The organism is Actinoplanes ianthinogenes (assembly GCF_018324205.1).
GTDB lineage: Bacteria > Actinomycetota > Actinomycetes > Mycobacteriales > Micromonosporaceae > Actinoplanes > Actinoplanes ianthinogenes.
The window spans coordinates 3946331-3973245 of the sequence record NZ_AP023356.1 but is presented as its reverse complement, the minus strand read 5'-3'; the positions used below and the strand labels follow the sequence as shown (position 1 = coordinate 3973245).

Sequence of the window (26915 nt, the reverse complement as noted above, 5' to 3'; positions counted from 1 at the left end):
GGCTACCTGTCCAGCAGGGTGAAGACGGCTTCCCAGCGGTCCATGATGCTGTCCGGGCTGTACCGCTGCACCGACTCGCGGCCGGCCGAGCCCAGCTTGGCCCGCAGCTCCCGGTCGTCGATCAGCCGCTCGATCCCGGCGGTGAAGCCCGGCACGTTGCCCGCGGTGACCACCAGGCCGCCGCTGACCTCGTCCTCGATCAGCTCCCGGATGCCCGGGGCGCAGTCGAAGGCCACGGTCGGCAGGCCGTACGCCATCGCCTCCATCACCGCGATCGGGAAGCCCTCGGCCCGCGACGGCAGCACGTAGACCGAGGCGGAGCTGAGCGCGCCGTCGATGTCGGTCGTGGTGCCCTGGAAGATCGCCGTGTCGTCCAGGCCGAGGTCCCGGGCCTGGGTGCGCAGGATCTGCTCGTCCGGCCCGGCGCCGAAGACCTTCAGCTGCCAGTCCGGGTGCCGGGCGGCGACCGGGGCCCACGCCTCGAGGAGCAGGTCCATGCCCTTCTCGTGGTTCAGCCGGCCGAGTGTGACCAGGGTTTTCTCGTCCAGCGTCGGCTTGGTTTTCGGCACCGTCATCAACGGGTTCGGCATCGCGCCGACGTTCGACATGCCGGACCGGGCCCAGGCGTCCGAGTCCGCCTCGGTCAGCGACAGGTGCATGTCCATGTCGCCGTAGTACTTGAGCACCCGGGGGAACCGGCTGCTCGCCTTGCACGCCGCCCAGGACTCGTGGGACATGCCGATCACGTGCATGCCGGTGGTGTCCGCGGCGACCACCCACTCGGCCGCCCAGACCTGCGCGGCGATCACCACCGAACCGGGACCGCCGGTGCGCAGCAGCTCGTTGAGCCGGGCCACCCCGCCCTCGAAGAGCTGCTCGCGCCGGCGGACCTGCCGGGCGTGCGCCGGGTTCAGCGCGGCCAGGCCGGTGACCTTGTGCCGGCGCGGCAGCTTCTCGGCGTGCAGGGTGTGTTTCTCGAACGGCAGGTCGCTGCCGTAGTCCCGGAAGTCGGTGGCCGGCTCGACGCCGATCATGGTGACCCGGTGGCCACGGGCGGTGAACAGGTGGGCGATGTCGTGCGCCCACTTGGTCAGCCCGCCCAGCTCGTCGACGCTGTTGACGACCAGGAAGACGTCTCGGTTGTCAGCCACGCCGGTTCCCCGTCCGGAAGAAGTGGTCCACCACGGCCTTCGCGGCCTGGCCGGTGTCGAACTCGCCGTACTCGGCCACGAACTCCCGGCGCTTGGCGGCGTACGCCGTCAGGTTCCCGTCCAGGTCGGCGACCGCGGCCAGCAGCTCGTCCGAGGTCTGGGTGATCGGGCCCGGCGCGGTGGTGGCCAGGTCGAAGTAGGCGCCCCGGCTGGTGTTGACGTAGTCGTCGTAGTCCGGGACGTGGAAGATCATCGGACGGTCGAGCAGCGAATAGTCGAACATCAGCGACGAGTAGTCGGTGATCAGCGCGTCGGCGATCTGCATCAGCGGGGTCACGTCGTGCACGTGCTGCACGTTGCGCACCGAGTGCTCGTAGGCCGGCGGGAGCGCGAACGAGACCAGGTAGTGCGGGCGGATCAGCAGCACCACCTCCTCACCGAACCGGTGCACGAAGTCGCCCAGGTCGAACGGCAGCTCCAGGCCGGATTTCCGGTTGACCTCCTCGGGCCGGAAGGTGGGCGCGTAGAGCACCACCTTGCGCCCGTCGGTCAGGCCGAGCTGTTTGCGCAGCTGCGCCAGCTCGGCCTGGTTGTCGTTGTTCACCAGGGCGTCGTTGCGCGGGTAGCCGACGCGTAGCAGCTCGGCGCCGATCCGCAGGCCCTTGGCCAGGGTGCGCACGTCGTGCTCGGAGCGCACCAGGAAGTAGTCGAACCGGTCGATCGCGGTCTGGAGCCGCTCCTGCTGCTTCTCGGTCTGCTGCTTCACGGCGGCCTGGTCGAAGCCCATCCGCTTGAACGCCGACCCGTGCCAGGTCTGGATGTACGTGGTCCCGGCCCGCTTGCGCAGGTCGTGCGGGAAGCCCTGGTTGTCGATCCAGAACTCGGCGGTGCCCAGCGCGCGCAGGTACGCGTACGACTGCCGATGCACCAGCTTGACGTCCTTGGGGAAGCCGGTCGGGTTGGGGTCGGCGTGCACCCAGATCGGGTCGAACTTGATCCCGGCCCGCTTCATCTCCTCGTAGATCGCCCGCGGGCTGTCCGAGTACTGCTTGCCCATGTGGCTCTCGAAGACCACGCTGCCCTTCTTGATGGGCATCTTGGTGAAGACGTTCTCGTACCAGGACAGCTTGGTGGCGCGCTGGTTCTTCTTCTGCCGGGTGGTCCGCTGCAACTCGGCCACCAGGCCCCAGGCCCGGTCGCCGAGGTGGGTGTCGCGCACCGCGGTGATCACCGAGGCGCCGGCCTTGGCCGCGGACCCCTCGGCCGCCAGCCGGAACGCGATGTTCAGGCCGTCCGCCTGGTACGCCTCGAAGACGTCGGCGGTCAGCCGGCTCAGCCGCGGGCGGGTCGGCAGCTTGAGCTGGTCCATCACCTCGGGGTCGGCGAACAGCGCCAGGTTGGCGACCTCGCCGCCGGTGTGCAGCGCCAGCTTGACCGACCACACCGGGTCGACCAGGCCGACCGGGCGCAGCAGCGCGGCCGAGTCGAACGACGCGGTCCAGGTGACCCGGTGCTCGCCGACGGCCAGTTTCACCCCGGTGGCGAACGAGCGCTGCTTGTTCCGCCGGTTCTCGAAGATCAGCCGGGCTTTCGGCTTGCCCTCCGCGCCGATCCGGCCGAGCGGGTTGGTGAAGACGCCGGTCAGGACGACCTTCTCGCCGGACAGGCGTACCTCGCGGATCTCGCTGCCGAGCCGCAGCTTGCTGATCGGCCGGTCCTGGAAGCCCATCTCGGTGACGTCCAGGACGTCGCGGCCCAGCGCGTCGTCCAGGTGCCGGTCGGTCCAGTACACCCGGCCGCCGTCGATCACCAGGTCGGTGGTGAGCCGGGCCTTGATCCCGCGGTTCACCAGGTAGTCGTGCACCGCGGCGACGCCCCGGTGGTCACCCTGCCGGACCAGGTAGGCGGCCATCGCGGGCAGCGGCTTGGCCCGCCGGAACGCCTCCTCCTGGAGTGTCTGCACGTACGGCCGCGCGGTCTCGACCAGGGCCTGCTGGTTCTCCTCGGGCAGCTGGCTGAGCCGGGCCAGGTGCACCCGCAGGTCGTTCTCGATGAACCGGATGTCTTTCTGCAACCGCAGCTCGTCGGCGTCGTGCGCGTGCAGCAGCTCGTCGATCTGCTTGGTGACCGCGATCCGGTCGGTGATGTTGCGCAGGTCGGCGGCGCGGCGGGTGATCGAGAGGTTGGCCGCCTTGGTCTCGATCATCCAGTTGTAGATCCGCTGCGGGATGACCGCGATCTTCTTGGCCGCCAGGTAGGCCGAGGCGGAGAAGAGGTTGTCCTCGTAGAGCCGGTCCTCCAGGAAGACCAGGTTCTCCCGCTTCAGGAAGTCCTTGCGGTACAGCTTGTTGGTGGAGAGCACGTCGTAGAGCAGGTCGGGCTGCTCGTGGATGGACGAGTACACCACCTTCTGGTGGACCAGCCACGGCATCCACGAGGTCTCCCGGCCGGTCGCCACGTCGACCCGCACGCAGCGGCCGATCACCAGGTCGGCCTCGGTCCGCTCGGCCTCGGCCACCATGTTCCGGCAGGCGTGCCGGTCCAGGGTGTCGTCGCTGTCCAGGAACATGATGAAGCGGCCGCGCGCCTGGGCCACCCCCGCGTTCCGCGGCGCCCCGCAGTGCCCCGAGTTCTTCGGCAGGCGGATGAAGCGCACCAGGTCCGGGTGCTTCGCGACGATCTTCTCCATCACCGCGGGCGTCTCGTCCGTGCTGTGGTCGTCCACCACGATGACCTCGTGGCTGCGCAGCGACTGATCAAGAACCGACTGGACCGCTGTCGCGATCCGTTTCGCGTCGTTGTACACGATGACCACGACTGTGACATCCGGCGGTCGTGGGTCAGGCGAGGTCACGGGTGAGGGGTCCTTCGACTTCAGAAGAGCGGAAGTTGTGGACAGGGGGCGCGGGGTCCACGGCGGTCAGCATCATAGGTTACAGCTAGGGACACAGGCCCTTTCTCGCGATCACGCCCGGGTGAACGTCATACCCGCCACGGTGAGGTGGTCGGCTAGCCTCGTCCCCGGAAATCGCAGATCGAGAGGATGTTTCGCGTGAAGGTGCTCATCGCGGGAGGCGCGGGGTTCATCGGGAGCACGATCGCGTCGTGCCTGCTCGATGCCGGCCACCAACCGGTAATTCTGGACAACCTGGTCACCGGGCGCCGCGAGTTCTGCGAGGGCCGGCCGTTCTACGAGGGGGACATCGCCGACCCGGCGGTGCTCGACCGGGTCTTCGCGGAGCACCCGGACATCACCGCCGTGGTGCACTGCGCCGCGCTGATCGTGGTCCCCGAGTCGGTCGAGCACCCGGTGCACTACTACCGGGAGAACGTCGCCAAGACCCTGGAGTTCGTCGACCACCTGATCGCCAAGGGCGTCACCCGGCTGCTGTTCAGCTCGTCCGCCTCGATCTACGAGCCCGGCGAGGACTTCACCGTCGACGAGAACTCGAACCTGACGGCGCTGAGCCCGTACGCCCGGACCAAGCTGATCGTCGAGCAGATGCTGGGCGACATCACCGCGGCCACCCCGCTGCGCGTCCTCTCGCTGCGCTACTTCAACCCGATCGGCGCCGACCCGAAGATGCGGACCGGCCTCCAGTTGCCGTCGCCGAGCCACGCGCTGGGCAAGCTGATCGAGGCGTACCGGGCGGACCGGCCGTTCCCGGTCACCGGCGTCGACTACCCGACCCGGGACGGCTCCGGCATCCGTGACTACGTGCACGTCTGGGACCTGGCCGGCGCCCACCTGCGGGCCCTGGAGGTCTTCGACGAGCTGTTCCCGGCGGACAGCGCCGGCTCGCTGGCGATCAACCTGGGCACCGGCACCGGCACCACCGTGCTGGAGTTCGTCGAGGCGTTCAACCAGGTGGCCGACCGCCCGGTGGCGATCGAGCACGCGCCGCGCCGCCCCGGCGACTCGGCCGGCGCCTACACCCGCAGCAGCCGGGCCGCCGACCTGCTCGGCTGGCGGGCCGAGCACAGCGTCGCGGACGGCATCCGGGACTCGCTGAACTGGTTCGCCCAGCGCGAGCGGATCCTTCCCGACCTGGCCGGCAAGCCCTAGCAAAGGCCTGACCTGCCCGAGCACTGACAACTGAAAGCGCACGCATGCTCACCGTGGTGGTGCCCGTCTGGCGGGTGCAGGGATATCTGTCGGAGTGCCTGGAATCGATCGGCGCCGACGCCGAGGTGATCGCGGTCGACGACGCGTCTCCCGACCACTGCGGCGCCCTGCTCGACGAGCGCGCGGCGACCGACCCGCGCCTCGTCGTCGTGCACCGGGAGAGCAACGGCGGCCCGGGCGAGGCCCGCAACACCGGCCTCGACCGGGCCACCGGCGACTACGTGTGGTTCGTCGACGGCGACGACCGGATCGTGCCCGGCGCGCTCCCGGTGATCGCCGGGCGGCTGGCCGCCGAGAAACCGGACGTGCTGGTCGTCGGGGTGGCCCGGGAGGCGTGGAACCGCAAGGTGAGCCGGTGGACCGCCCCGTCGGGCACGCCGATCGGGACGGCGGCGCTGGCCGCGCCGCCCGTCCCGCTGGGCGGTCTGATCGTCCGGCGGCAGTTCCTCACCGAGGCGGGCATCCGGTTCCGGCCGGGCCGCTACGAGGACATCGCTTTTTCGTACGACGTGCTGGCCGCCGCCGCGACCGTCGCCACCGTCGAGCACGCCTGCTACGTGTTCCGCCCGGACCGGCCGGGCGCGCTGCGCGGCACCCCGTCCCCGGCGCACGCCGACGCGGTGACCCAGTACGAGCACGTCCTCGGCCTGCCCGGGGCCGGCCCGCGGACCCTGGTCCGGGCGGTCGACGACCTGCTCGGCGTGCTGCGGCGCGGGCTGGTCCCGCCCGGCGACCGGCGCACGATGTTCGGCCGGATCGCGGCCCTGCTGCGCCGGCACCGGACCGGCCCCCTGGACGGCATGCGGTTCCGGCTGCTGGCCCACGACGCGTACCGGACGTACCGGGTGTGGCGGGTCGCCCGCGCGCTGCCGAGCCGCCTGCGCCGCCCGCTGCGCCGCGGGCGCCGCACCGCGCGCAAGGCTCTGCTCCGGCTGTATTACCAGGCGCAGTTGCGCCGCCCGATCGACGAGAAGCTCGCGGTCTACGCCGCGTACTGGTACCGCGGCTACGCCTGCAACCCGGCGGCGATCTACGAGAAGGCCGCCGAGCTGGTCCCGGACGTCACGGGCGTCTGGGTGATCAAGAACGGCCGCGAGGTCCCGGACGGCGTGCCGGTCGTCCGGCCCGGCACCCGGGCGTACTTCCGCGCCCTGGCCCGCGCCAAGTACCTGATCAACAACGCCACCTTCCCGCCGTACGTGGTCAAGCGCACCGGCCAGGTGCACGTGCAGACCCACCACGGCACCCCGCTCAAGACGATGGGCCTGGACCAGCCCCGGTTCCCGGCCTCGCTGGGCGGCTTCGACATCGACCGGATGCGCCGCAACATCGCCAAGTGGGACTTCAGCGTCTCCGCGAACCGGCACACCACGCTGCTCTGGGACCGGCAGTTCCCGATCACCGGGCAGACCCTGGAGACCGGCTACCCGCGCAACGACCGGCTCGCCCTGGCCACCCCCGCGGACACCGCCGCGGCCCGCGCCGCGCTGGGCATCGCCCCGCACGAGCGGGTGGTGCTCTACGCGCCCACCCACCGCGAGTGGCACCCGGTCTTCACCCCGGTGCTGGACGTCGACGAGCTGGCCGAGGCGCTCGGCCCGGAGACCCGGGTGCTGCTGCGCGGCCACTACTTCTACGACTCGCTGGGCTTCCCGCCCCGGCACCCGCGGGTCCTCGACGTGTCCCGGCACCCGTCGATCGAGCAGCTCAGCCTGGCCTCGGACGCCATGATCACCGACTTCTCCTCGGTGATGTTCGACTACGCGGTGCTGGACCGGCCATTGGTGATCTTCGCGCCGGACTGGGAGGTCTACCGGGCGGTCCGCGGGGTCTCCTTCGATCTGTCCACGGAGCACGCCGGAACCTTCGTCCGGACCTTCACCGAGCTGGTCGAGGCGTTCCGCGGCGGGCAGGTGACGAGCGCCGGGGCGACCGCGGCACGGGCCCGGTTCCGGGAGCGATTCTGCTCCCTGGAGGACGGACACGCCGCCGAGCGGGTGGTCCGCCGAGTGTTCGGCCGATGATCCCCCGATCGGACGATTTTTCCGGCATGCCCGGCGGTCGGCCTCGCATGATCCACCGGGCCGGCGTTAGCAACCGGGATGCCCCCCAACCGACCACTGGCGGTGGAGCGCACAGCCGTTATGTTTTCTCCATGACCTCCATTCCGCTCGCCGAGGAACTTCTACTTCTCGCGTACGACGATCAGACGGGTAAAGCGACCGGCTCCCGGATCGGGCTCGATCTCGGCATGGCCGCGGCTGTGCTGATCGATCTCGCGCTGGCGGGCCGGGTCGCCTATGTCGACGGTTACCTGAAGGTCGCCGACCCGTCGCCGATCGGGGACACCATCGCCGACGCGGTGCTCACCAAGATCGCCGGAGACCCGCCGCACACCCCGGCGCAGTGGTTGCAGCGCCTGCGGCACCGGCTGCGCACCCGGGTCCTGGAGGACCTGTGCGCCCGCGGCGTGATCAAGGACGTCGACGAGACCCAGCTGGACTTCATCCACGTGCACCGCTACCCGACCACCGACCCGGCCTACGAGACCGAGATCCGGGGTCGCCTCGCCGACGCGCTGACCAGCGACCAGGTGCCCGACGAGCGGACCGCGGCGCTGGCCACCCTGCTCTGCGCGGCCCGCATGGAGCCGGCCCTGAAACTCCCCGCCGAGCAGGCCGAGCACGCCCACCGCCGGCTCGAGGCGATCTCCGCCGGCGCCGGGTTCGCCGGTGGCGCGGCCATGGAGGACTCGATCGTGCGACCCAGCGTCGCGCTGGTGGTCGCCACCCTGGGCAAGGCTATCTCGGCCGCGCTCGGCACCCCCAAGGTCTCCTGACACCCGGACCGGAGGTCAGCGCCCGGTTTCTGGCCGGCCCGGGCCGGCCAGAAACCAGGGCGGCGGATCAGACGCCGAGGACCGTCGCGATCTCCGCGCGCAGCGCGGACAGCCCGGCGGAGGCACGGTTGCGGGCCGCGGCCACGTCACCGTCGCCGGCCTGCTCCACCACTTCGAGGTACGCCTTGAGCTTCGGCTCCGTCCCCGAAGGACGGATGACGACCCGGGCCGTCGCGGTGCGGAACGTCAGCACGTCGTTCTCCGGCAGCCGGTCGAGCACCTCGCTCACCGGCGCGCCGAGCAGCGTGGCCGGCGGGTTGCTCCGCGCCCGGCCCATCGCGGCGCCGATCTCGGCCAGGTCGTCCACCCGCACCGACAGCTGATCGGTGGCGTGCACGCCGAACTCGACCGCCAGCTCGTCCAGCCGGTCGGCCAGGGTGTGCCCCCGCGCCTTGAGCCCGGCGGCCAGCTCGGCCACGGTCAGCGCGGCGGTGATCCCGTCCTTGTCGCGCACCATGGCCGGGGCGACGCAGTAACCCAGCGCCTCCTCGTAACCGAACGCCAGGTCCTCGGCGGCCCGGACGATCCACTTGAAGCCGGTCAGCGTCTCCGCGTACGGCACGCCCCGGGCCGCGCACAGGCGACCGAGCAGGGTGGACGAGACGATCGTGGTGGCGTACGTGCCGGGCGTCCCGCGCCGGATCAGGTGATCGGCCAGCAGCACCCCGAGCTCGTCCCCGCGCAGCGGCCGCCACGAGCCGTCCGGGCCCGGGATCGCCACGGCGCAGCGGTCCGCGTCCGGGTCGTTGGCGATCGCCAGGTCCGCCCCGGTGCTGCCGGCCAGCGCGACCAGGTGGTCCATCGCGCCCGGCTCCTCCGGGTTGGGGAACGTGACGGTGGGGAATTCCGGGTCCGGCGTGGCCTGGTCGGCGACCACGGCCGGGCGGGTGAACCCGGCCGCGGTGAACGCCGTGGCCAGCGTGTCGCCGCCGACGCCGTGCAGCGGGGTGTACGCCACGACGAGGTCGCGGGGTCCGTCCGGGTCCACCACGGCCGCCGCGCTCCGTACGTACGCCGAAATGATCTTGTCGTCGAGAACCGTGCCCGCGTCGCCGAGCGGAACCGAGGCGGCGCTCGCGACCGACCGGATGGCCGCCTCGATGCCGGCGTCGGCCGGCGGCACGATCTGCGCGCCGTCCCCGGCCGGGCCACCCAGCGCCGCGCCCAGGTAGACCTTGTAACCGTTGTCCTGCGGCGGGTTGTGGCTGGCGGTGACCATCACGCCGGCCACCGCGTCCAGCGCCCGCACCGCGTAGGCCAGCACCGGGGTGGGCAGCACCCCGGGCAGCAGCAGCGCGGCGCGCCCGGCGCCGGTCGCCACCCGGGCGGTCCGCTCGGCGAACTCACGGGAACCGTGCCGGGCGTCGTAGCCGATCACCAGCGGCCCGTCGCCGCCCTGGGCGGCCAGCCAGGCCACCAGGCCGGCCGCGGCCCGGGTGACCACCGCGAGGTTCATCCCGTTAGGTCCGGCGCGCAGACGGCCACGCAGGCCGGCGGTGCCGAAGGTGAGCGGTCCGGCGAACCGGTCGCGCAGCTCCGCGGCGGTGGCCGGGAGACCGTCGATCAGCTCACGCAGCTCGTCCTGACTCGCCGGATCCGGATCGTCCGCGAGCCAGGCTTCGGCCGCCGCCCTCAGGTCAATATCAACTTCTGGTGCCATTCCGGATTGATAGCACAGAGCGGTCACAGGTTGAGCTGGAAGCTCTCCGCCATCGCCTCGAAGTACTTCTTGCTGTCGTCGAACTCGGCCGCCGGCGTGGACAGGAAGAACGAGTACATCGTGCCGTTGACCTGCGTCATCCGCCAGATGCCGTGCCGCATGGCGTCGCCCGTGCCGCAGGTGTACTCGAACTGCGCGGCCGGGTGGCCGGCGATCTGCACCCCGTCGGTGGTGCTGCCCAGCGACTTGAACGGTTTGGGGCAGTTGTTCGACTTCTTCAACCCGTTCGGCGCGATCTCGGTGACGAACCGGGTCGGCGAGGCCTTGCCGTCCTCGGCCAGCACCCGCACCTTGCGCAGCTCGTCGTCCGGGTCGATGTAATCCACGTAGGTCTTGCCGGCGGTCCGTTTCCAACCGGCCGGCACCTTCACCGTGATGGCCTTGTTGCCCTTGTAGTCCTGGGTGTCGGCGGCCGCGCCGGAGCCCGGCGCGCTGGTCGCCGGGGCGACCGTCGGCGTCGCGGCCGGCGCCCCGTCGCCGTCGCCGGTCAGCGAGACGATCAGGATCAGCGCCAGCACCGCGGCGGCGCCGCCACCCCCGACCGCCAGTTGCTTGTTGCGCGGCCAGCCCTTGAAGGTCGCGACCGCGCGGGCGGTGGTGTCCTTCACCGACTGGACCGCGTTCTGCAACGCCATCCGGCGTTTCGCGGCCGGGCTGGTCACCACGGTGCCCGGCCGGGCGCCCTGCGGCTGCCAGCTGCCCTGCGGCGGGATGACGCTGGTCGCGCCGTCCGGCTGCGGGACCTGGTGGGCCGGCATGGCGCCGGTCGGGAAACCGGCCTCGGCCGGCTCCGGGGCGCGACGCCGGCCACCGGCCGCGTTCTGCTGCTCCAGCTTGGTCAGGTGGTCGGTGAGCGACTCGCCCGGCGCCAGCATGGCCCGGCCGCCGATCTGGCCGCTGGGCGGGATCTGCTGGGTCTCGGCGGCCGCCGGCGGCGGCGAGACCGGCCGCGGCGAGGGGACCACCGAGTAGGGGTCGGTCATCATGTGCGGCGGGTTCTTGCTGGCCAGCGGGCCGGCCAGCTGCTGCCGCAGCAGCGTGCGGGCGGTCTGCACGTCCATCCGCTGAGCCGGGTTCTTTTCCAGCAGGCCCATCAGCACCGGGGTCAGCGAGCCGGCCCGGACCACCGGGGCGGGCGGGTCCTCGACCACCGCGTGCATGGTCTCGATCGGGTCGCCCTTGTCGAACGGCGGGCGGCCCTCGATCGCGGTGTAGAGCGTGACGCCGAGCGAGAACAGGTCGCTGGGCGGCCCGAAGTCGTGGCCCATGGCCCGCTCCGGGGAGATGAAGTGCGGCGAGCCGAGCACCATGCCGGGCGTGGTCAGCTGCACGTCGGTGGGCATCCGGGCGACGCCGAAGTCGGTCAGCACGCAGCGGCCGTCCGAGCAGATCAGCACGTTGGCCGGCTTGACGTCGCGGTGCAGCACGCCGTGCGCGTGCGCCACCTCCAGCGCGCCGAGCAGCGCGATGCCGATCTTGGCGACCACCCGGGACGCGACCGGCCCGTCCTCGATCACCATGTCGGCCAGGCTGCGCGCCTCCAGCAGCTCCATCACGATCCACGGACGGCCGTTCTCGTGGACGACGTCGTAGACCTGGACGACCGCGGGGTGCTGCAGCGCGGCGGCGGCCCGGGCCTCGCGCATGGTGCGCTCGTACATCGCGTCGCGGTCGCTCGGGGCCAGACCCGGCGGGAGGATGACCTCCTTGATCGCCACGTCGCGGCGCAGCAGCGTGTCCGCCGCGCGCCAGACCGTGCCCATGCCGCCGTGACCAACCGCGGCGCGCAGCGTGTACCGCCCGCCGATCAGCGTGCCCGGGGCGGCGCGTCCGTTGAGGGAGGCAGCGTCACCGCTGCTCCACGTCGGAATCTGAGTCACTGAGAATGCCACCGAGGGGGTCTAGGGGGCTGGGCCAACTCAGCTATCTTGCCCGGTCGTCAGCCGCAACGAAAGTCGCGCCCGCAGTGTTCACCGGGAAACGACCCTGGGTAGTGGCCATGTGGCCGACCGTGGGCTCCGTCCGGACCTGAACGAGGCCTTAGGATCACTTCGTGAACGCAGAGTCGGGTTTCTCCATCAAGCCGGTTTACGGCCCGGATGACGTCCCTTCGAGTGCCGGCGCCGACCAGCCGGGTGAGTTCCCCTACACCCGCGGTGTGTACCCGACGATGTACACGAAACGGCCCTGGACCATGCGGCAGTACGCGGGCTTCGGCACCGCCGCCGAATCCAACGCCCGATACCACCAGCTGCTGAAGGCCGGGACCATGGGCCTCTCGGTGGCGTTCGACCTGCCCACCCAGATGGGCTACGACTCGGACGACCCGATCGCGCACGGCGAGGTCGGCAAGGTCGGCGTGGCGATCGACTCGATCGACGACATGCGGCAGCTGTTCGACGGCATCCCGCTCGACCAGGTCTCCACGTCGATGACCATCAACGCGCCCGGCTCGGTGCTGCTGCTGCTGTACCAGCTGGTCGCCGAGGAGCAGGGGGTGCCTGGCGCGGCCCTGCAGGGCACCATCCAGAACGACATCCTGAAGGAGTACATCGCCCGCGGGACCTACATCTTCCCGCCCAAGCCGTCGCTGCGCCTGGTGGCCGACACGTTCGCCTACTGCCGCGCCGAGATCCCCAAGTGGAACACCATCTCGATCTCGGGCTACCACATGGCCGAGGCCGGCGCGACGCCCGCGCAGGAGATCGCGTTCACGCTGGCCAACGGCATCGAGTACGTGCGGGCCGCGATCGCCGCGGGCCTGGCCGTCGACGACTTCGCGCCCCGGCTGAGCTTCTTCTTCGTGGCCCGCACCACGCTGCTGGAGGAGATCGCCAAGTTCCGCGCGGCCCGCCGGATGTGGGCCCGGATCATGCGCGACGACTTCGGCGCCAAGGACCCCAAGTCGATGATGTTGCGGTTCCACACCCAGACCGCGGGCGTGCAGCTCACCGCCCAGCAGCCGGAGGTCAACCTGATCCGGGTGGCGATCCAGGCGCTCGGCGCGGTGGCCGGCGGCACCCAGTCGCTGCACACCAACTCGTACGACGAGGCGATCGCCCTGCCCACCGAGAAGTCCGCCCGGCTGGCTCTGCGTACCCAGCAGGTGCTCGCCTACGAGAGCGGCCTGACCGGCACGGTCGACCCGTTCGCCGGCTCCTACGCGGTCGAGGCGATGACCGACGAGGTGGAGCGCGAGGCGACCGCCCTGATCGAGCGCGTCTTCGAGTACGGTTCCGCCGTCGACGCCATCGAACAGGGCTTTCAGAAGGCGGAAATCGAACAGTCGGCGTACCGGATCGCCAACGAGATCGACAATGGTGACCGGGTGGTGGTCGGTGTCAACCGGTTCACCATGGACGCCGAGGAGAAGTACGAGCCGCTGCGCGTCGATCCGGCCATCGAGGCCGCCCAGGCGGCCCGGCTGGCCCGACTCCGGGCCGAGCGGGACGACCCGGCCGTGCAGCGAGCCCTGGCGGATCTGGCGAAGACCGCCGCCGGAGCCGGGAACGTCCTACCGTTGATGAAGGACGCCTTGCGGCACCGTGCGACCGTGGGCGAGGTCTGTCACACCTTGCGCGGAGTGTGGGGCGTCTACCGACCGGTCGAGCGCTTCTGATCCGCGAAACGTACTCGTAGTGTGTCGCGTCACCTCGACGATTCACTACCCGTTGATGGGTTGGCGGCCCGGGACGACCTCCCGGCTTATTTACCTGACCGTTACACAGCGTGACCGAAAACGGACTAAGCTGTCGCGCGTCGCAAAACCCGACGAAGTCCTTCGCGAGTGATCTGGATCCCGACGTGACTACTGCTCTGACGGCGCCGGAGGGCGCCGATACGGCCTGGCCCGGGCCGCTGCCCGGCGCCGACCCCCTGCCCGGCCGGCTGGACCGCTGGCTTGCCGCCCGGGGAGCCGAGCTGGTAGCGATTCGTCGGCACATTCACGCCCACCCGGAGCCGTCACACTCCGAATTCGAGACCGCGGCGCTGGTCGCCCGTGAGCTCACCCTGGCCGGCCTGCAACCGCGGATGATGCCCCGGGGCAACGGGGTGATCTGCGACATCGGTCAGGGCGACCGGGTGATCGCGTTCCGCGCCGACCTGGACGCGCTGCCGCTGCACGACCTCAAGGACGTGCCGTACCGCAGCACGGTCGACAAGCTGGCCCACGCCTGCGGTCACGACGTGCACACCACCGTCCTGCTCGGCCTCGGCCTGGCCCTGGCCCAGCTCGACGAGCAGGGCGAGCTGCCCGGCCGGGTGCGGCTGCTGTTCCAGCCGGCCGAGGAGGCGATCCCGTCCGGCGCGCCCGAGGTGATCGCCGCCGGCGGGCTCAAGGACGTCGCCGCGATCTACGCGTTGCACTGCTACCCGCAGCTGCCGTCCGGGCTCGTCGGGGTCCGCTCCGGCCCGTTCACCGCGGCCGCCGACACCGTCAAGGTCACCCTCTCCGGTCCGGGTGGGCACACCGCGCGCCCGCACCTGACCGCCGACCTGGTGCACGCGCTGGGCCGGGTGATCGTCGACGTGCCCGCGCTGCTGGACCGCCGGGTCGACCCGCGCGCCGGTGTGTCGCTGGTCTGGGGCTCGGTGCACGCCGGTCAGGCGTTCAACGCGATCCCCGGCTCCGGCGAGGTCAGCGGCACGGTCCGGATCCTCAACCGGGATGCCTGGCGCGAGGCCCCCGAGATGATCACCAAGCTGATCCGTGACGTGGTCGCCGCGACCGGCGCCGAGGTCGAGGTGGAATACCGCCGCGGCGTCCCGCCGGTGATCAACGACCGGATGGCCACCGCGATCATCGCGGGCGCGGCCGGGGCCGCGCTCGGCGCCGACCGGGTGGTCGAGGCCGAGATCAGCATGGGCGGCGAGGACTTCTCGTTCTACCTGGAACACGTCCCGGGCGCGATGATCCGCCTCGGCACCGGGGTGCCCGGCTCGGACATCCGCCACGACCTGCACCAAGGGGACTTCGACGTCGACGAGGCGTGCATCGGTCATGGGATCCGGGTGATGACGCACACCGCATTGGCGGCGTTGTCGACCGGGGCCTTCTGAGGTCTTTGTATACGCGGGTCCGCTGGGGTGCGGGTCGCGTGGTCCCGGGGCGGGCAAGGGGACGGCGGTCTGGCCGCTTTGCGTCCATGACGATCGCCGTTCCCTTCGCTGTCCGTGGGTGGTCGCCGAACGCCGTTGCCCGGCGCCACCCTGTTGTCCGTATCCGGCGGTTGTTCGCGGTCCCGGGTTGTTCGCGGTCCCCGGTTGTCCGCGGTCCTGGGTTGTCCGCGGTCCTGGGTTGTCCGCGGTCTCGGTCGTCCGCGTTGCCCCGTTATCCACAACCCGCCGTTGTCCACAACTCGTCGGCCGTGGCCCTCGAAATCAGGCCACACTGTCCAGGGAAGGTCCCCCTGGGGTGGGCGGGACTGCGTTGTTGGGCGGGGGCACCGGCTCTGAGCTGGTCGTTACGGGGTCGCCGGGGCTTCGGCCGGCGGGGCCGGCAGCTCCTTGTCGGGGTGGCCGCGGCGGTAACGGCGGCGCAGGTAGAACACCGCGGCCGCGGGCAGGCCCAGGGCGATCAGCCAGGGCAGCAGCGCGCCGAGCACGGTGAGCAGGACCGTGAGCGAATCGCCCAGGGCGTTCCAGCCGCTGCTCAGGCCGGCCAGGAAGCCACTCGGCTCGTCGGCCGGGGCCGGTGGCGCGGCGGTCGGGCCGAGCAGCACCACGGTGACCGTGCTGAGCGCGGTCAGATCGGCCAGCCGGCGCTTCTTGGCCTGCAACGACGCCAGGTCGGACTCCCGGGTGGCTACCTCCTTCTCCAGCATCACCAGGTCGTTGAGCGACTTGGCCTGGCCGAGCAACCGGCGGCCGCTGTCCACCCGGGCCTGCTGCACCGCGATCCGGGCGTCCAGGTCGACGACCTCCTCGGTGACGTCCTCGGTGTTGATCGCCCGGCTCTGCTCCTCGCCGAGCTCGCCGATCTGCTTGAGTGCCGCGTCGAACTTGGTGGCCGGGATCCGCAGCTTCATGGTGGCGGTGTCCGCGCCGCCGGCCCCGCTCTGCCGGTCGTCGCCGCCGATGAACCCGCCCGCCCCGGAGGTGATCCCGGTGATCCGGGCGGCGGCCGCGTTGACATCCTTCACCTGCACGGTGATCGTCCCGGTGTAGATGATCGACCGCTGGTCCACCCGCAGATCGGGCGCCTCGGCCGTGGTGTCCTTGCCGCCCTGGGCGGTCGAGTCGGCGGCCTGCCCCTCGCCCAGCGCCGGCTCGGCCCCGCCGGCCGCCGGCGCGGCCACCTTGCCGCTGTCGCTCGACACGCCGTCGGAAGACGACGAGCTGCCACAGCCGGCCAGTAGGGCGCCGCACAGAACAACGGCGCCGAGCGTCAGATATCCCCGTTTCCGCATGAGCACTCCTGTCATCGGTACGACTGACCGCTGAGACGTACGGTGGGCTCTGCCCGGTTCCGGCAGACTGCGAGATGAGCGGTCACGATTCAGCGACGGAGGAGCACCGTGCGTATCACGAAGTTCACTCATTCCTGTCTACGGATCGAGGGGGCGGGGGTGCTCGTCGTCGACCCGGGGGAGTTCTCCGAGGAATGGGAGTCGGCGCTGGACGGGGCGGACGCCGTGGTCGTCACCCACGAGCACCCCGACCACCTGGACGTCGCGGCGGTCACCGCGGCCGTGCGGCGCCGGCCCGGCCTGCGGGTCTTCGCGCACGCGGACGTGCTGAAGCTGCTCGGCGAGGTGGCCGAGGCGACCACGCCGGTGACGGCCGGGGAGGAGTTCGAGGCGGCCGGGTTCACCGTCCGGGCGTACGGTGGGCAGCACGCGATCATCCATCCCTACGTTCCGCGGATCGCCAACCTGGGCTTCCTGATCAGCGACGGCGCCACGAACGTGTATCACCCGGGGGACTCGTTCGTGGTGCCGCAGGACGCCACCGTCGACACCCTCGGTGTCCCGCTCAACGCGCCGTGGATGAAGGTGGCCGAGACACTCGAGTTCGCCCGCGCGGTCAAGCCGGGCCGTGCCTTCGCGATCCACGACGGGCTGCTCAACGCGCGGGGCGCCGCCGTCTCGGACAAGCACCTGGAGGGCTTCGCCGAGACGAAGTACCAGCACCTCGCGCCGGGCACGACGCTCGACTGACGTGCCGAGCCTGATCGACGACGTGGTCCGGCGGCTCTACGAGGAGCCGCCGGAGGGTTTCGTGGCGACCCGCGCCGCCGCGATCGAGGAGGCCCGGACGGCCGGTGACCGGGAGGCCGCCAAGCGGCTCGCCGCGCTGAAGAAGCCGACCGTGGCCGCCTGGGTGGTCAACCTGCTGGCCCGCAAGCGGCCCGACCTGATCGGCGAGCTGGTCGATCTCTCCGAGGCGCTCCGGGCCGCCCAGCGCGAGCTGCACGGCGACCAGCTGCGCGAGCTCTCACAGCAGCGTCGGCAGTTCGTGTCGGCGCTGGTCGCGGCGGCCCGCAAGCTGGCCGTGGCGGCCGGAGCCGGCGCCGGGAAACTGCCGCTGGGCGAGGTCGAGGCGACGCTGACCGCGGCGCTCGCGGACCCGGAGATCGCGGCGCAGGTGCGGACCGGGCGGCTGATCCGGTCGGCGGCCTACGCCGGCTTCGGCGAGGTGCCGCGCCCCCGGCTGCGCCTGATCACCGGCGGCGACGAGGCCGTCGAGTCCGCTGAGGCCACCGAGGATCTGCCCGACGAGGAGCCGGCGCCGGATCGGGCGGCCCACGACCGAGCGGTGCAGGACCGCCGCCGTCGCGAGATCGAGCGCCGCCGCCGGGAGCTGGAGCGGGACCTGACCGCCGCCGAGGCCGCCGAGCGCCGCGCCGACGAGCAGTTGCACCGGGCCGAGACCGCAGAGCAGGACGCGCAGAACCTGGTCGACGACCTGGAGGCGGAGCTGGCCGAGTTGGAGCGCCGCCGCACCGAGGCGGTAGCCGACGTGGCCCGCCGCAAACAGGCGCGCCGCACCGCCGAACGCGAGACCGCCGCCGCCCGCCGCCGAGTCGGCGACGTCCAGGCCGCCCTCGACGACCTGTCCGAAGGCTGACGGTCAGTCCCCGGGCTGGTGCTGGTGGCCCTGTGCGGGCCCGGGATAGGGCCGTGAGGGCCAGCTCGGTGGTGTCGGCTGGTGTGGGTGGCCCTGTGTGGGCCCGGGTTGGGGCGGTGAGGGCCAGCTCGGTGGTGTCGGCTGGTGTTGGTGGCCCTGTGCGAACCCGGGTTAGGGCGGTGAGGGCCAGCCCGGTGGTGTCGGCTGGTGTTGGTGGCCCTGTGCGAACCCGGGTTAGGGCGGTGAGGGCCAGCCCGGTGGTGTCGGCTGGTGTTGGTGGCCCTGTGTGGGCGTGGGTTGGGGCGGTGAGGGCCAGCTCGGTGGTGTCGGCTGGTGTTGGTGGCCCTGTGCGAACCCGGGTTAGGGCTGTGAGGGCCAGCCCGGTGGTGTCGGCTGGTGTTGGTGGCCCTGTGTGGGCGTGGGTTAGGGCTGTGAGGGCCAGCTGGGGGTCAGCGGGCGAAGCGGTGGGTGAGGGACTCCAGGAGACCGGCGAACTCCACCCGCTCCGGGCGGTCCAGGGCGGCGTAGGCCTGGCCGGCCAGCGAGTTCGCCACCGCCTCGGCCCACATCAGCCGGCGCACCAGCGGCCCGGCCGGCGGGTAAGGCGGCTGCCAGCCGAACGCCACCGCGCCGGTCTCGCCCTCCGGCCCCGCGATGATCGCCTCCAGCGGGGTGAGCCCACCGGCCCGGACCGCGATCACGTAGACCCCCTGCCGGTGCTCGTGCAGCAGGTGCAGCAGCATCGCGGCCTGCGCGCCCGGCTCCTGGCTGGGCAGCGGCATGGCCCGCCAGGCCGCGAACAGCGGCAGACCGGCCGGGTCCACCGCGTCCACCACCCGCCCGGCCAGCTCGACCAGCCGGTTCAGCCGCGGGAAGCCGCCGACCTGGCTCTCCCCCCAGGAGCACAGCTCGCGCAGGTGCCAGCTGGCCACCTCGGCCGGCTGTGAGCTTTTCGCGGTCGACTCCCAGCCCTCGGTCACTGCCTCGGGCGCGATGAAGGCGAGCGCCGCGGCCACCGTCTCGGGCCGGACGTCGCCGAGCGCGCCGGCCCGGGCCGAGACGTGGTACGCCCACCCGGACAGCCCCAGCAATCGGGCGCGGCGCAGGGTCTGCGGCGACTCGGCGAAGGCTCCGACGATGGTGGCGAGGCCCGCTTTGGCGTTGGCGGCGGCCTGTTCCGGGGTCACCCGCCCGATTCTGCTCTCCCTGACCGTTTTAAGGAAACGCTCCCAAGATTGATGTTCGTGCCGCCGCCCGGAAATCGGTTGGCAGCGGCGGGCCGGCGGTGGTCCGATGCCCGGATGAGTGCGCTTCCGCCTGGCTGGAGCACCCGCCGGCCCACCCTCGACGACGTGCCGCTGATCCTCAGCCTGGTGCACGCCAGCGACATCGCCACGGTCGGCGAGCCCGACTTCACCGCCGACGAGGTGCGCGAGGAGCTGACCGGCCCGCACACCGACATGTCCCGGGACTCCTGGCTGGCCTTCGACGCGGACGGCGAGATCGCCGGGTGGGCGTACCCGCGGAATCCCACCGGCCAGGACCGCGACCTGCTGGAGGTCTACGTCTGGCCGGAGCGCGGGATCCCGGCGCAGCGCCCGCTGCTCGCCCTGATGCTGGCCCGGATGGCTGAGCGGGCCGCCGAGCTGGGGCACGACCCGTACACGGTGCGGGCCGCGGCGCTGCCGGGCGAGGAGCGGTACATCGAGGCCCTCGGCGCGGCCGGGTTCACCTTCCTCAAGCAGCACGCGCGGATGCGGATGCCCCTGGACGGCGTCGGGTCCGCGGTCCCGGCGCCGCCGCCGGGCGTGACGATCCGGCCGGTGCGGCACGCGGACGAGGCCGAGATGCGCCGCTTCCACGCGGTGATCGAGGAGGCGTTCCTCGACTCGGACCACCCGTCGGTGGGCTACGCGGAGTGGCGGCGGCAGTTCGAGGCCGAGTCCTCGGTCTCCTTCGACGAGTGGTTCGTCGCGGAGGTCGACGGCGACCTGGCGGGCGTGCTGCAGTCGGCCGACCCGGACGAGGAGACGAACGAGGCCTGGGTGCGCAGTCTGGCGGTGCTCAAGGCGTACCGAAAGCGGGGTTTGGGGGAAGCCTTGCTGCGCCGGGCCTTTGCCGTCTATGCGGGCAAGGGACGACCGCAGGTCGGCCTCGGGGTTGATCTGGCCAACCCGACCGAGGCCGCACGGCTGTACCGGAAGGTCGGGATGACCCCGCTCTACCGGGCGAATGTCTACCAGACAACCGTGGCGGCGGCCCGGCGCTAGTTTTCCGGCGACGCCGTCCCGGTCGGGCGGTGGCGCAGCTCGCTCACGTAGTCGTCGGGCGCGCCGGCCTTCTCGGCGGCGCTGGCGATCTCCGACAGGTACCACGCGGTGGGCAGGCCACCCTCGTAACCGGCGAAGACGTAGACCCAGGCGGGCACCTCACCGTCGAGCGTCGATACACGCACGGTGAGTTTCTGGTACGTCCCGGCGGGCACGCCCTCGACCTCGTCGAGCTGTGCGGCATCCCATGGATGGACGTCGTAGAGCGAGACGAAGACGCGGTCGCCGGGCGACTCGACGATCGTCGTCACCGCTCCCTCCCAGCCCATTTCCCCCTCTCCGGCGAAGGTGAGACGCCAGCCCTCGATCCACCCCACGCCGACCATGGGCGAGTGCGGACAGTAGGCCAGCATGCGAGCTGGGTCCAGGTTCGAGCCATACGCGGCGTAATGACGCACGGCGACGACGATAGTCGTATGAGCGGGTGGTGAGAATATGAGGAGTGCGTGTCGGCACAACCGCTTTTTGCCGCGGCGAACCAGAGCCGCTCTTTTGGAGGTCGGAAAATCGTGAGTCGGATCGTGATCATCGGCGGGGGACCGGGCGGTTATGAGGCGGCTCTGGTCGCCGCTCAGCTCGATGCCGATGTGACCCTGGTCGAGGCGGACGGCCCCGGTGGCGCCTGCGTGCTGACCGACTGTGTGCCGTCCAAGGCCTTCATCGCCAGCTCCGAGGTGATGACCGGGTACCGCAACAACGAGGCCTTCGGGATCCGCTCCAGCGGCCTGGACGGGGTCAGCGTCGACGCGGTCGCGGTCAACGAGCGGGTCAAGAAACTCGCCCTCGCGCAGTCCGGCGACATCCAGACCAAGCTGGTCAAGGCCGGGGTGGACGTGGTCCGCGGCCGGGCGAGGATGGGGGAGGACCGGCTCGGGCACACCCACCAGGTGCTGATCACCCCGGACGGCGGCGCGCCGTACGCGGTCGAGGCGGACACCGTCCTGCTGGCCACCGGCGCCACCCCGCGGGTCCTGCCCACCGCCCGCCCGGACGGCGAGCGCATCCTCGACTGGCGGCAGGTGTACGACCTGACCGAGCTCCCCGAGCACCTGGTGGTGATCGGCTCGGGTGTGACCGGCGCCGAGTTCGCCAGCGCCTACCTCGCGATGGGCGTGAAGGTGACGTTGGTCTCCAGCCGCGAACGGGTGATGCCGCACGAGGACGCCGACGCCGCGATGGCGATCGAGCGGGTGTTCCGCGACCGCGGGATGACCATTCTCAGTCAGTCCCGCGGCGACTCGGTGGTGAACACCGGCGACGGCGTCCGGGTGACCCTGTCCGGCGGCAAGGTGATCGAGGCGTCGCACGCGCTGATCGCGGTCGGCGCCATCCCGAACACCGGCGACCTCGGTCTGGCGGAGTACGGCGTGGCCGTCGGCAACGGCGGCTACGTCACCGTCGACCGGGTCTCCCGCACCAACGTGCCGGGCATCTACGCGGCCGGTGACTGCACCGGCGTGCTCCCGCTGGCCAGTGTCGCCGCCATGCAGGGCCGGATCGCGATCTGGCACGCGATGGGCGAGGCGGTCGCCCCGCTCCGGCTGCGCACCGTCTCGGCGAACGTGTTCACCGACCCGGAGCTGGCCACCGTCGGCGTCTCGCAGAACGAGGTGGACTCCGGCCGCACCCCGGCCCGCCAGGTGATGCTGCCGCTGACCGGCAACGCCCGGGCCAAGATGGCCGGCCTGCAGGACGGGTTCGTCAAGCTGTTCTGCCGCCCGGCGACCGGTCAGGTGATCGGCGGCGTGGTGGTGGCGCCCAAGGCGAGCGAGCTGATCCTGCCGATCACCATGGCGATCGAGAACAACCTGACCGTGGACCAGCTGGCACACACCATCACGATCTATCCGTCGCTGTCGGGCTCGATCGCGGAGGCGGCGCGTCAGCTGATGCAGCACGAGATTCAGTGACCGGGGCGGCCGGCTCCGGGTCGCCGCTCCCGCCGGGCGAGCGTTTCCGGCTCGCGCCGGGCGAGCGTTGCCCGCTCTCGCCGGGCGAGTGTTCCCCGCTCTCGCCGGGTGCGGGTTTCCCGCCGAACAGGGCGAGGATCCAGCCGGCCGTGCCGAAGATCAGCGCGGCGGTCGCCGCGATCGCGAACAGCCGCCAGGCGGACTGGGTGATCGCGGTGCCGCCGAGGTGGCCGATCAGCCCGCCGTAACAGGCCCAGCAGAGCGCGGCGGCGCCGTCGTAACCGACGAAGAGCTTGATCGGGTAGTGGGTGCGGCCGGCGTGGTATCCCGAGGCCATCCGGCCGCCCGGGACGAACCGGCAGAGCAGCATCACGAGCGGGCCGGGCCGGCGCAGGCCGCGGGTGAAGCGCTCGGCCGCTTGCCGAGTGCGTGAATTCCCGCCATCCTCGCCGCGCGGGGCAAACCGGGCGCGTAACGCGCTGAGCCGGTGCCCGGTCGACCGGCCCAGGACGAAGGCGATCGCGTCCCCGGTGAACATGCCGAGCGCCCCGACCAGGATCACCACGGCGAGGTGCAGATCGCCGTAGACGGTCAGCGCTCCTGAAGTGATCATGATGGCCTGGATCGGCACCACCGGGATCAGGGCGTCCACCGCGAGGAAGCCGAACAGCGCGAGATAGACCCAGGCGGGCGAGGCCAACATGGTCAGCAGCTCGGTCATCGCAGGGCCACCTCGCGGGTTCGGGGTTCACGGCATTCTGCGCGAACGCTGCTGAGAGGGCGCTGTGTTCAGCATGCGCCGCAAACCCTGCGGGCAGACCGTGATGCCCGCCACGGTACGGCCGAAACGTCCGGTCCCGCCCCCGAATTTCCCGGTGTCCGCAGACGTGGGGCGTACCGTGGGCCGTGCCTGCGGGCGCCGGATCCCCCGTTCCGACGCCGCAGCCGCGGGCCGCCGGTAGGTCCCGTACTGGCGGCCCGCCTCCGGACGGAGAACGGAAACACCGCGGGCACGACGACGTGCCGCGAGCACCGGGCAGGGCGTGGAAGTGACCATCATCTTCCTGCGCTGAGCATCTTGTCGATGCCTAGTTATCCTTGATCCATGCCCAGGCAGAGCTATCACCACGGCGATCTGCGTCGTGCCCTGCTCACCGCGGCCGCCGAGGCGATCGCGGAGTCGGGGGTGACCGCGCTCAGCATGCGTGACCTGGCCCGGCGGGCCGGGGTGTCGCACGCGGCGCCCGCGCACCACTTCTCGGACAAGGCGGGGCTGCTGACGGCGCTCGCGACCGATGGGTTCGAGCAGCTGGCCAAGGCGCTGGCGACGTCGCGGCTGGCGAGCAGCAGCCTGCTGGAGCTCGGGGTGACCTATCTGCGGTTCGCGCTGGCGAACCGGGCGGTCTTCGAGGTGATGTTCCGGACCGATCTCTACCACGCCGCCGACCCGGATCTGGTGGCGGCGCGGCGGCAGGCGGCGGACGCGTTGTATGCCGGGATGACGGATCTGCCGGACGCGCCGCTGGCCGGGCCCGAGGTCGAGGTGCCGGCCCGGCCCGCTCCGGAGGGGGCGGCGGAGCTGGCCTCGGATGAGGTGCGGGAGGTGGGGCTGGCGGCGTGGTCGATGGTGCACGGGTTCGCGACTTTGTGGCTGAGCGGGGCTTTTCCGGACAGCGCCCATGAGGACCCGATCGAGGCGGCTCGGCTGATCCTCGACCGCGTCCGGCAGATGGGAGCCTGAGCCCACCCCGGCTCAGACCCCCGCCCTCCTCGGGGGGCGACCCCGGCACCATTGTCGTGCGACACCGGACGACCGCGAGAGTGCCCTGTGGACAACCGCCCGCTGTGGACAGCTAGTCCTCGATCGTGCAGATCACCGCGCCGGCCGTGACCGTCGCGCCGACCTCCAGCGACAGCCCGGAGACCGTGCCCGACTTGTGTGCCGGGAGCGGCTGCTCCATCTTCATCGCCTCGACCACCACGATCACGTCGCCCTCGTTGACCTGGTCACCGTTCTGCGCGGCGACCTTCACGATGGTGCCCTGCATCGGGGCGGCGAGACTGTCCCCGCTCGCGGCCGCGCTCGCCGCACCACTGCGGGTGCGGGAGGCCGGGCGTTTCGGGGACGGTGCTCCGGGCGTACCGGAAATCAGGTGTTTGGGGAGGCGGACCTCGATGCGCCGGCCGCCCACCTCGACCACGACGGTCTCGCGTTCGACGGTCTCGCCGCCGGCGGCGGCCGGCGGGCCGAACGGCGCCACCTCGTTGACCCACTCGGTCTCGATCCACCGGGTGTGCACGGTGAACGGCTCGCTGGTGAACGCCGCGTCGCGGATCACCGCGCGGTGGAACGGGAGCACCGTGGCGATGCCCTCGATCACCGTCTCGTCCAGCACCCGGCGGGATCGCTCCAGCGCCTGCTCCCGGGTCGCGCCGGTGACGATGATTTTCGCCAGCATCGAGTCGAAGTTGCCGCCGATCACGCTGCCCTGCTCGACACCCGAGTCGACCCGCACGCCCGGCCCGGAGGGCCAGGTCAGCGCGGTGACCGTGCCCGGCGCGGGCAGGAAGCCGCGCCCGGCGTCCTCCCCGTTGATCCGGAACTCGATGGCGTGCCCGCGCGGCACCGGGTCCTCGGTGATCGCCAGCCGCTCGCCGGCCGCGATCCGGAACTGCTCCCGCACCAGGTCGATGCCGGTGGTCTCCTCGCTGACCGGGTGCTCCACCTGCAGCCGGGTGTTCACCTCCAGGAACGAGATCGTCCCGTCCTGGCCCACCAGGTATTCCACCGTGCCGGCGCCGTGGTAGCCCGCCTCGCGGCAGATCGCCTTGGCACTCTCGTGGATCTTGGCGCGCTGCTCGTCGCTGAGGAACGGCGCGGGCGCCTCCTCGACCAGTTTCTGATGCCGGCGCTGGAGCGAGCAGTCCCGGGTGCCGACCACCACCACGTTGCCGTGCGTGTCCGCGATGACCTGCGCCTCGACGTGCCGCGGCCGGTCCAGGTAGCGCTCGACGAAGCACTCGCCGCGGCCGAACGCGGCCACCGCCTCCCGGGTCGCGCTCTCGAACAGCGCCGGGATCTCCTCGATGGTGCGGGCCACCTTGAGCCCGCGGCCGCCACCGCCGAAGGCCGCCTTGATGGCGACCGGCAGGCCGTGCTCGGTCGCGAAGGCGACGATCTCGGCGGCGTCCACCACCGGCTCGGGGGTGCCGGGCACCAGGGGCGCGCCCGCGCGCTGCGCGATGTGCCGCGCGGTGACCTTGTCGCCCAGGTCGCGGATCGCTTGCGGACTCGGCCCGATCCAGGTCAGACCAGTTTCCTGTACGGCCTGAGCGAACTCGGCGTTCTCCGACAGGAAGCCGTAGCCGGGGTGGACCGCGTCGGATCCCGACTTGCGCGCCACCTCGATCAGCTTGTCGATCCGCAGGTACGTGTCGGCGGCCGTCTCGCCGTCCAGCGCGTACGCCTCGTCGGCGAGCCGGGCGTGTGGGGCATCGCGGTCACTGTCGGCGTAGACGGCGACGCTGGTGAGGCCGGCGTCCTTGCAGGCCCGGATGACCCGGAGGGCGATCTCGCCGCGGTTGGCGATCAATATCTTCCGCACGGCTAGAGCCTAACGGGAGTTCAGCTCATAGTCGCTCCCTCTCCCGTCTTGAAATGCAGCCGCGAGGCTGCCTATTATTCAGGCAGCCAACCGGCTGCATTTCCTATCCTCGGATGATGGCTCCATGGACGAGGTGTTCAAGGCGCTGGCCGACCCGAGCCGGCGCCACCTGCTCGACAGTCTCAACCGGCAGAACGGTCAGACGCTGCGCGAACTCTGCTCCGGCCTGGGCATGGCCCGGCAGTCGGTGAGCAAGCACCTCGCCGTGCTGGAGGCCGCCGGCCTGGTCACCACCACCTGGCGGGGCCGGGAGAAGCTGCACCACCTCAACGTCGAACCGGTCAACGCCATCGCCGATCGCTGGATCAGCCGGTATCACCGCGGGCGCGTTCAGGCGCTCGCCGATCTGAAGACCGCGTTGGAGGGTTCACCGATGAGCTTTGTCTACACGACGTACATCGCGACGACGCCGGAGAAGCTGTGGCAGGCGCTCGTCGATCCCGCCTTCACCAGCCGGTACTGGGGGGTGGAGTTCGTGAGCGAGTGGACCGCCGGGGCGCCGGTGGTGTGGAAGGTCAGTGGGCTCGAGATCGCTGATCCGGAGCAGGTGGTGCTGGAGTCGGTTCCGCATGAGCGGTTGTCGTACACGTGGCACACCTTCACCCCGGAGTTCGCCGGGAAGCACGGGTTCTCGGAGGACTGGTTGAAGGCGGTCACCGCGGAGGGGCGGTCGAAGGTGACCTTCGAGATCGAGGAGATGGGGAAGCTGGTGAAGCTGACCGTGACCCACGACGATTTCGACGCGGGGAGCACGGTCCTTGAGCAGGTGAGCCAGGGATGGCCGTCGATCCTGTCCAACCTGAAGACTTTCCTGGAGACGGGCTCGCCGTTGCCGGTGGAGTAGATCGGCTCGTCCCGTCGGTTTCGCCTCGCGGCCCGTTCTGCCGTCATCGGCGGTTGGTCTTGTCGTCTCGCGGTTTGTCCTGTTGTCCCCGCGGTCTGTCTTGTCGTCTCGCGGTTCGTCCTGTTGTCCCCGCGGTCTGTCCTGTCGCCTCGCGGTCTGTCCTGTCGCCTCGCGGTTTGTCCTGTTGTCCCGCGGCCTTG

The 26915-nt window shown here is 71.3% G+C and carries 20 protein-coding genes; 11 read left to right on the top strand and 9 right to left on the bottom strand.

The features are described 5' to 3' along the window. Positions 1–2: 2 nt before the first annotated feature. Both Aiant_RS17780 and Aiant_RS17775 read right to left on the bottom strand, forming a co-directional pair. Positions 3–1151, bottom strand: coding sequence for a glycosyltransferase (locus Aiant_RS17780; RefSeq protein WP_189328433.1), 1149 nt, complete (start codon positions 1149–1151; stop codon positions 3–5). Then, positions 1144–3966 carry a bifunctional glycosyltransferase/CDP-glycerol:glycerophosphate glycerophosphotransferase gene (locus Aiant_RS17775; RefSeq protein ID WP_189328434.1) on the bottom strand — a complete coding sequence of 941 codons (2823 nt, stop codon included), beginning with the start codon at positions 3964–3966 and terminating at the stop codon, positions 1144–1146. The genes Aiant_RS17780 and Aiant_RS17775 overlap by 8 nt, the downstream gene beginning before the upstream one ends. 237 nt (positions 3967–4203) lie before the next feature. Here Aiant_RS17775 and galE point away from each other — a divergent pair, with 237 nt between their 5' ends. From galE to Aiant_RS17760, 3 genes are all read left to right on the top strand, one after another. Then, positions 4204–5217, top strand: a complete 1014-nt coding sequence (gene galE / locus Aiant_RS17770; protein WP_189328435.1) for a UDP-glucose 4-epimerase GalE — start codon at positions 4204–4206, stop codon at positions 5215–5217. A 44-nt stretch (positions 5218–5261) separates the two neighbouring features. Next, on the top strand, positions 5262–7301 hold the full coding sequence (locus Aiant_RS17765; RefSeq protein ID WP_189328436.1) for a bifunctional glycosyltransferase/CDP-glycerol:glycerophosphate glycerophosphotransferase: 2040 nt from the start codon (positions 5262–5264) through the stop codon (positions 7299–7301). Between the two features lie 131 nt (positions 7302–7432). Continuing rightward, positions 7433–8116 (top strand): GOLPH3/VPS74 family protein, encoded by a 684-nt coding sequence (locus tag Aiant_RS17760; protein ID WP_189328437.1) that lies wholly within the window; start codon positions 7433–7435, stop codon positions 8114–8116. A gap of 67 nt (positions 8117–8183) precedes the next feature. Here the strand turns inward: Aiant_RS17760 and Aiant_RS17755 are convergent, their stop codons facing one another. Next, complete coding sequence (locus Aiant_RS17755) at positions 8184–9836, bottom strand: phospho-sugar mutase (RefSeq protein WP_189328438.1); 1653 nt, start codon at positions 9834–9836, stop codon at positions 8184–8186. Positions 9837–9859: 23 nt separating this feature from the next. Further along, positions 9860–11776, bottom strand: coding sequence for a serine/threonine-protein kinase (locus tag Aiant_RS17750; RefSeq protein ID WP_189328439.1), 1917 nt, complete (start codon positions 11774–11776; stop codon positions 9860–9862). Positions 11777–11949: 173 nt separating this feature from the next. On the opposite strand from Aiant_RS17750, the gene Aiant_RS17745 reads away from it, so the two are divergent. Both Aiant_RS17745 and Aiant_RS17740 read left to right on the top strand, forming a co-directional pair. Continuing rightward, positions 11950–13515 (top strand): acyl-CoA mutase large subunit family protein, encoded by a 1566-nt coding sequence (locus Aiant_RS17745; RefSeq protein WP_189328440.1) that lies wholly within the window; start codon positions 11950–11952, stop codon positions 13513–13515. A 185-nt stretch (positions 13516–13700) separates the two neighbouring features. Then, positions 13701–14957, top strand: a complete 1257-nt coding sequence (locus Aiant_RS17740; protein ID WP_189328441.1) for an amidohydrolase — start codon at positions 13701–13703, stop codon at positions 14955–14957. Between the two features lie 404 nt (positions 14958–15361). Here the strand turns inward: Aiant_RS17740 and Aiant_RS17735 are convergent, their stop codons facing one another. Further along, a complete protein-coding gene (locus tag Aiant_RS17735; RefSeq protein WP_189328442.1) occupies positions 15362–16306 on the bottom strand; it encodes a DUF4349 domain-containing protein in 945 nt (314 codons plus the stop codon). Between the two features lie 108 nt (positions 16307–16414). On the opposite strand from Aiant_RS17735, the gene Aiant_RS17730 reads away from it, so the two are divergent. Both Aiant_RS17730 and Aiant_RS17725 read left to right on the top strand, forming a co-directional pair. After that, complete coding sequence (locus Aiant_RS17730) at positions 16415–17056, top strand: MBL fold metallo-hydrolase (protein ID WP_189328443.1); 642 nt, start codon at positions 16415–16417, stop codon at positions 17054–17056. 1 nt (position 17057) lies between these two features. Beyond that, on the top strand, positions 17058–17966 hold the full coding sequence (locus Aiant_RS17725) for a hypothetical protein (protein ID WP_189328444.1): 909 nt from the start codon (positions 17058–17060) through the stop codon (positions 17964–17966). Positions 17967–18415: 449 nt separating this feature from the next. Here Aiant_RS17725 and Aiant_RS17720 read toward each other — a convergent pair whose 3' ends face one another. Next, complete coding sequence (locus Aiant_RS17720; protein ID WP_189328445.1) at positions 18416–19153, bottom strand: SCO6745 family protein; 738 nt, start codon at positions 19151–19153, stop codon at positions 18416–18418. Between the two features lie 114 nt (positions 19154–19267). Between Aiant_RS17720 and Aiant_RS17715 the strand changes: the two genes are divergently transcribed. Next, positions 19268–20236 carry a GNAT family N-acetyltransferase gene (locus Aiant_RS17715; protein WP_189328446.1) on the top strand — a complete coding sequence of 323 codons (969 nt, stop codon included), beginning with the start codon at positions 19268–19270 and terminating at the stop codon, positions 20234–20236. On the opposite strand, the gene Aiant_RS17710 is transcribed toward Aiant_RS17715, so the two are convergent. Then, positions 20233–20694 carry a gamma-glutamylcyclotransferase gene (locus Aiant_RS17710; protein WP_189328447.1) on the bottom strand — a complete coding sequence of 154 codons (462 nt, stop codon included), beginning with the start codon at positions 20692–20694 and terminating at the stop codon, positions 20233–20235. The two genes, Aiant_RS17715 and Aiant_RS17710, sit on opposite strands and share 4 nt — an antisense overlap. A gap of 111 nt (positions 20695–20805) precedes the next feature. On the opposite strand from Aiant_RS17710, the gene Aiant_RS17705 reads away from it, so the two are divergent. After that, a complete protein-coding gene (locus Aiant_RS17705; protein WP_189328448.1) occupies positions 20806–22206 on the top strand; it encodes an NAD(P)H-quinone dehydrogenase in 1401 nt (466 codons plus the stop codon). Here the strand turns inward: Aiant_RS17705 and Aiant_RS17700 are convergent. Then, a complete protein-coding gene (locus Aiant_RS17700; RefSeq protein ID WP_189328449.1) occupies positions 22133–22927 on the bottom strand; it encodes a DedA family protein in 795 nt (264 codons plus the stop codon). The genes Aiant_RS17705 and Aiant_RS17700 overlap by 74 nt on opposite strands. A gap of 384 nt (positions 22928–23311) precedes the next feature. Here Aiant_RS17700 and Aiant_RS17695 point away from each other — a divergent pair, with 384 nt between their 5' ends. Then, positions 23312–23947, top strand: a complete 636-nt coding sequence (locus Aiant_RS17695; RefSeq protein WP_189328450.1) for a TetR/AcrR family transcriptional regulator — start codon at positions 23312–23314, stop codon at positions 23945–23947. Between the two features lie 112 nt (positions 23948–24059). On the opposite strand, the gene Aiant_RS17690 is transcribed toward Aiant_RS17695, so the two are convergent. Next, positions 24060–25811 carry an acetyl/propionyl/methylcrotonyl-CoA carboxylase subunit alpha gene (locus Aiant_RS17690; RefSeq protein ID WP_189328451.1) on the bottom strand — a complete coding sequence of 584 codons (1752 nt, stop codon included), beginning with the start codon at positions 25809–25811 and terminating at the stop codon, positions 24060–24062. Between the two features lie 124 nt (positions 25812–25935). On the opposite strand from Aiant_RS17690, the gene Aiant_RS17685 reads away from it, so the two are divergent. Beyond that, the gene (locus tag Aiant_RS17685) at positions 25936–26715 is read left to right on the top strand and encodes an ArsR/SmtB family transcription factor (protein ID WP_189328452.1); all 780 of its coding nucleotides are present in this window, start codon (positions 25936–25938) and stop codon (positions 26713–26715) included. The last annotated feature ends 200 nt before the right edge of the window (positions 26716–26915 follow it).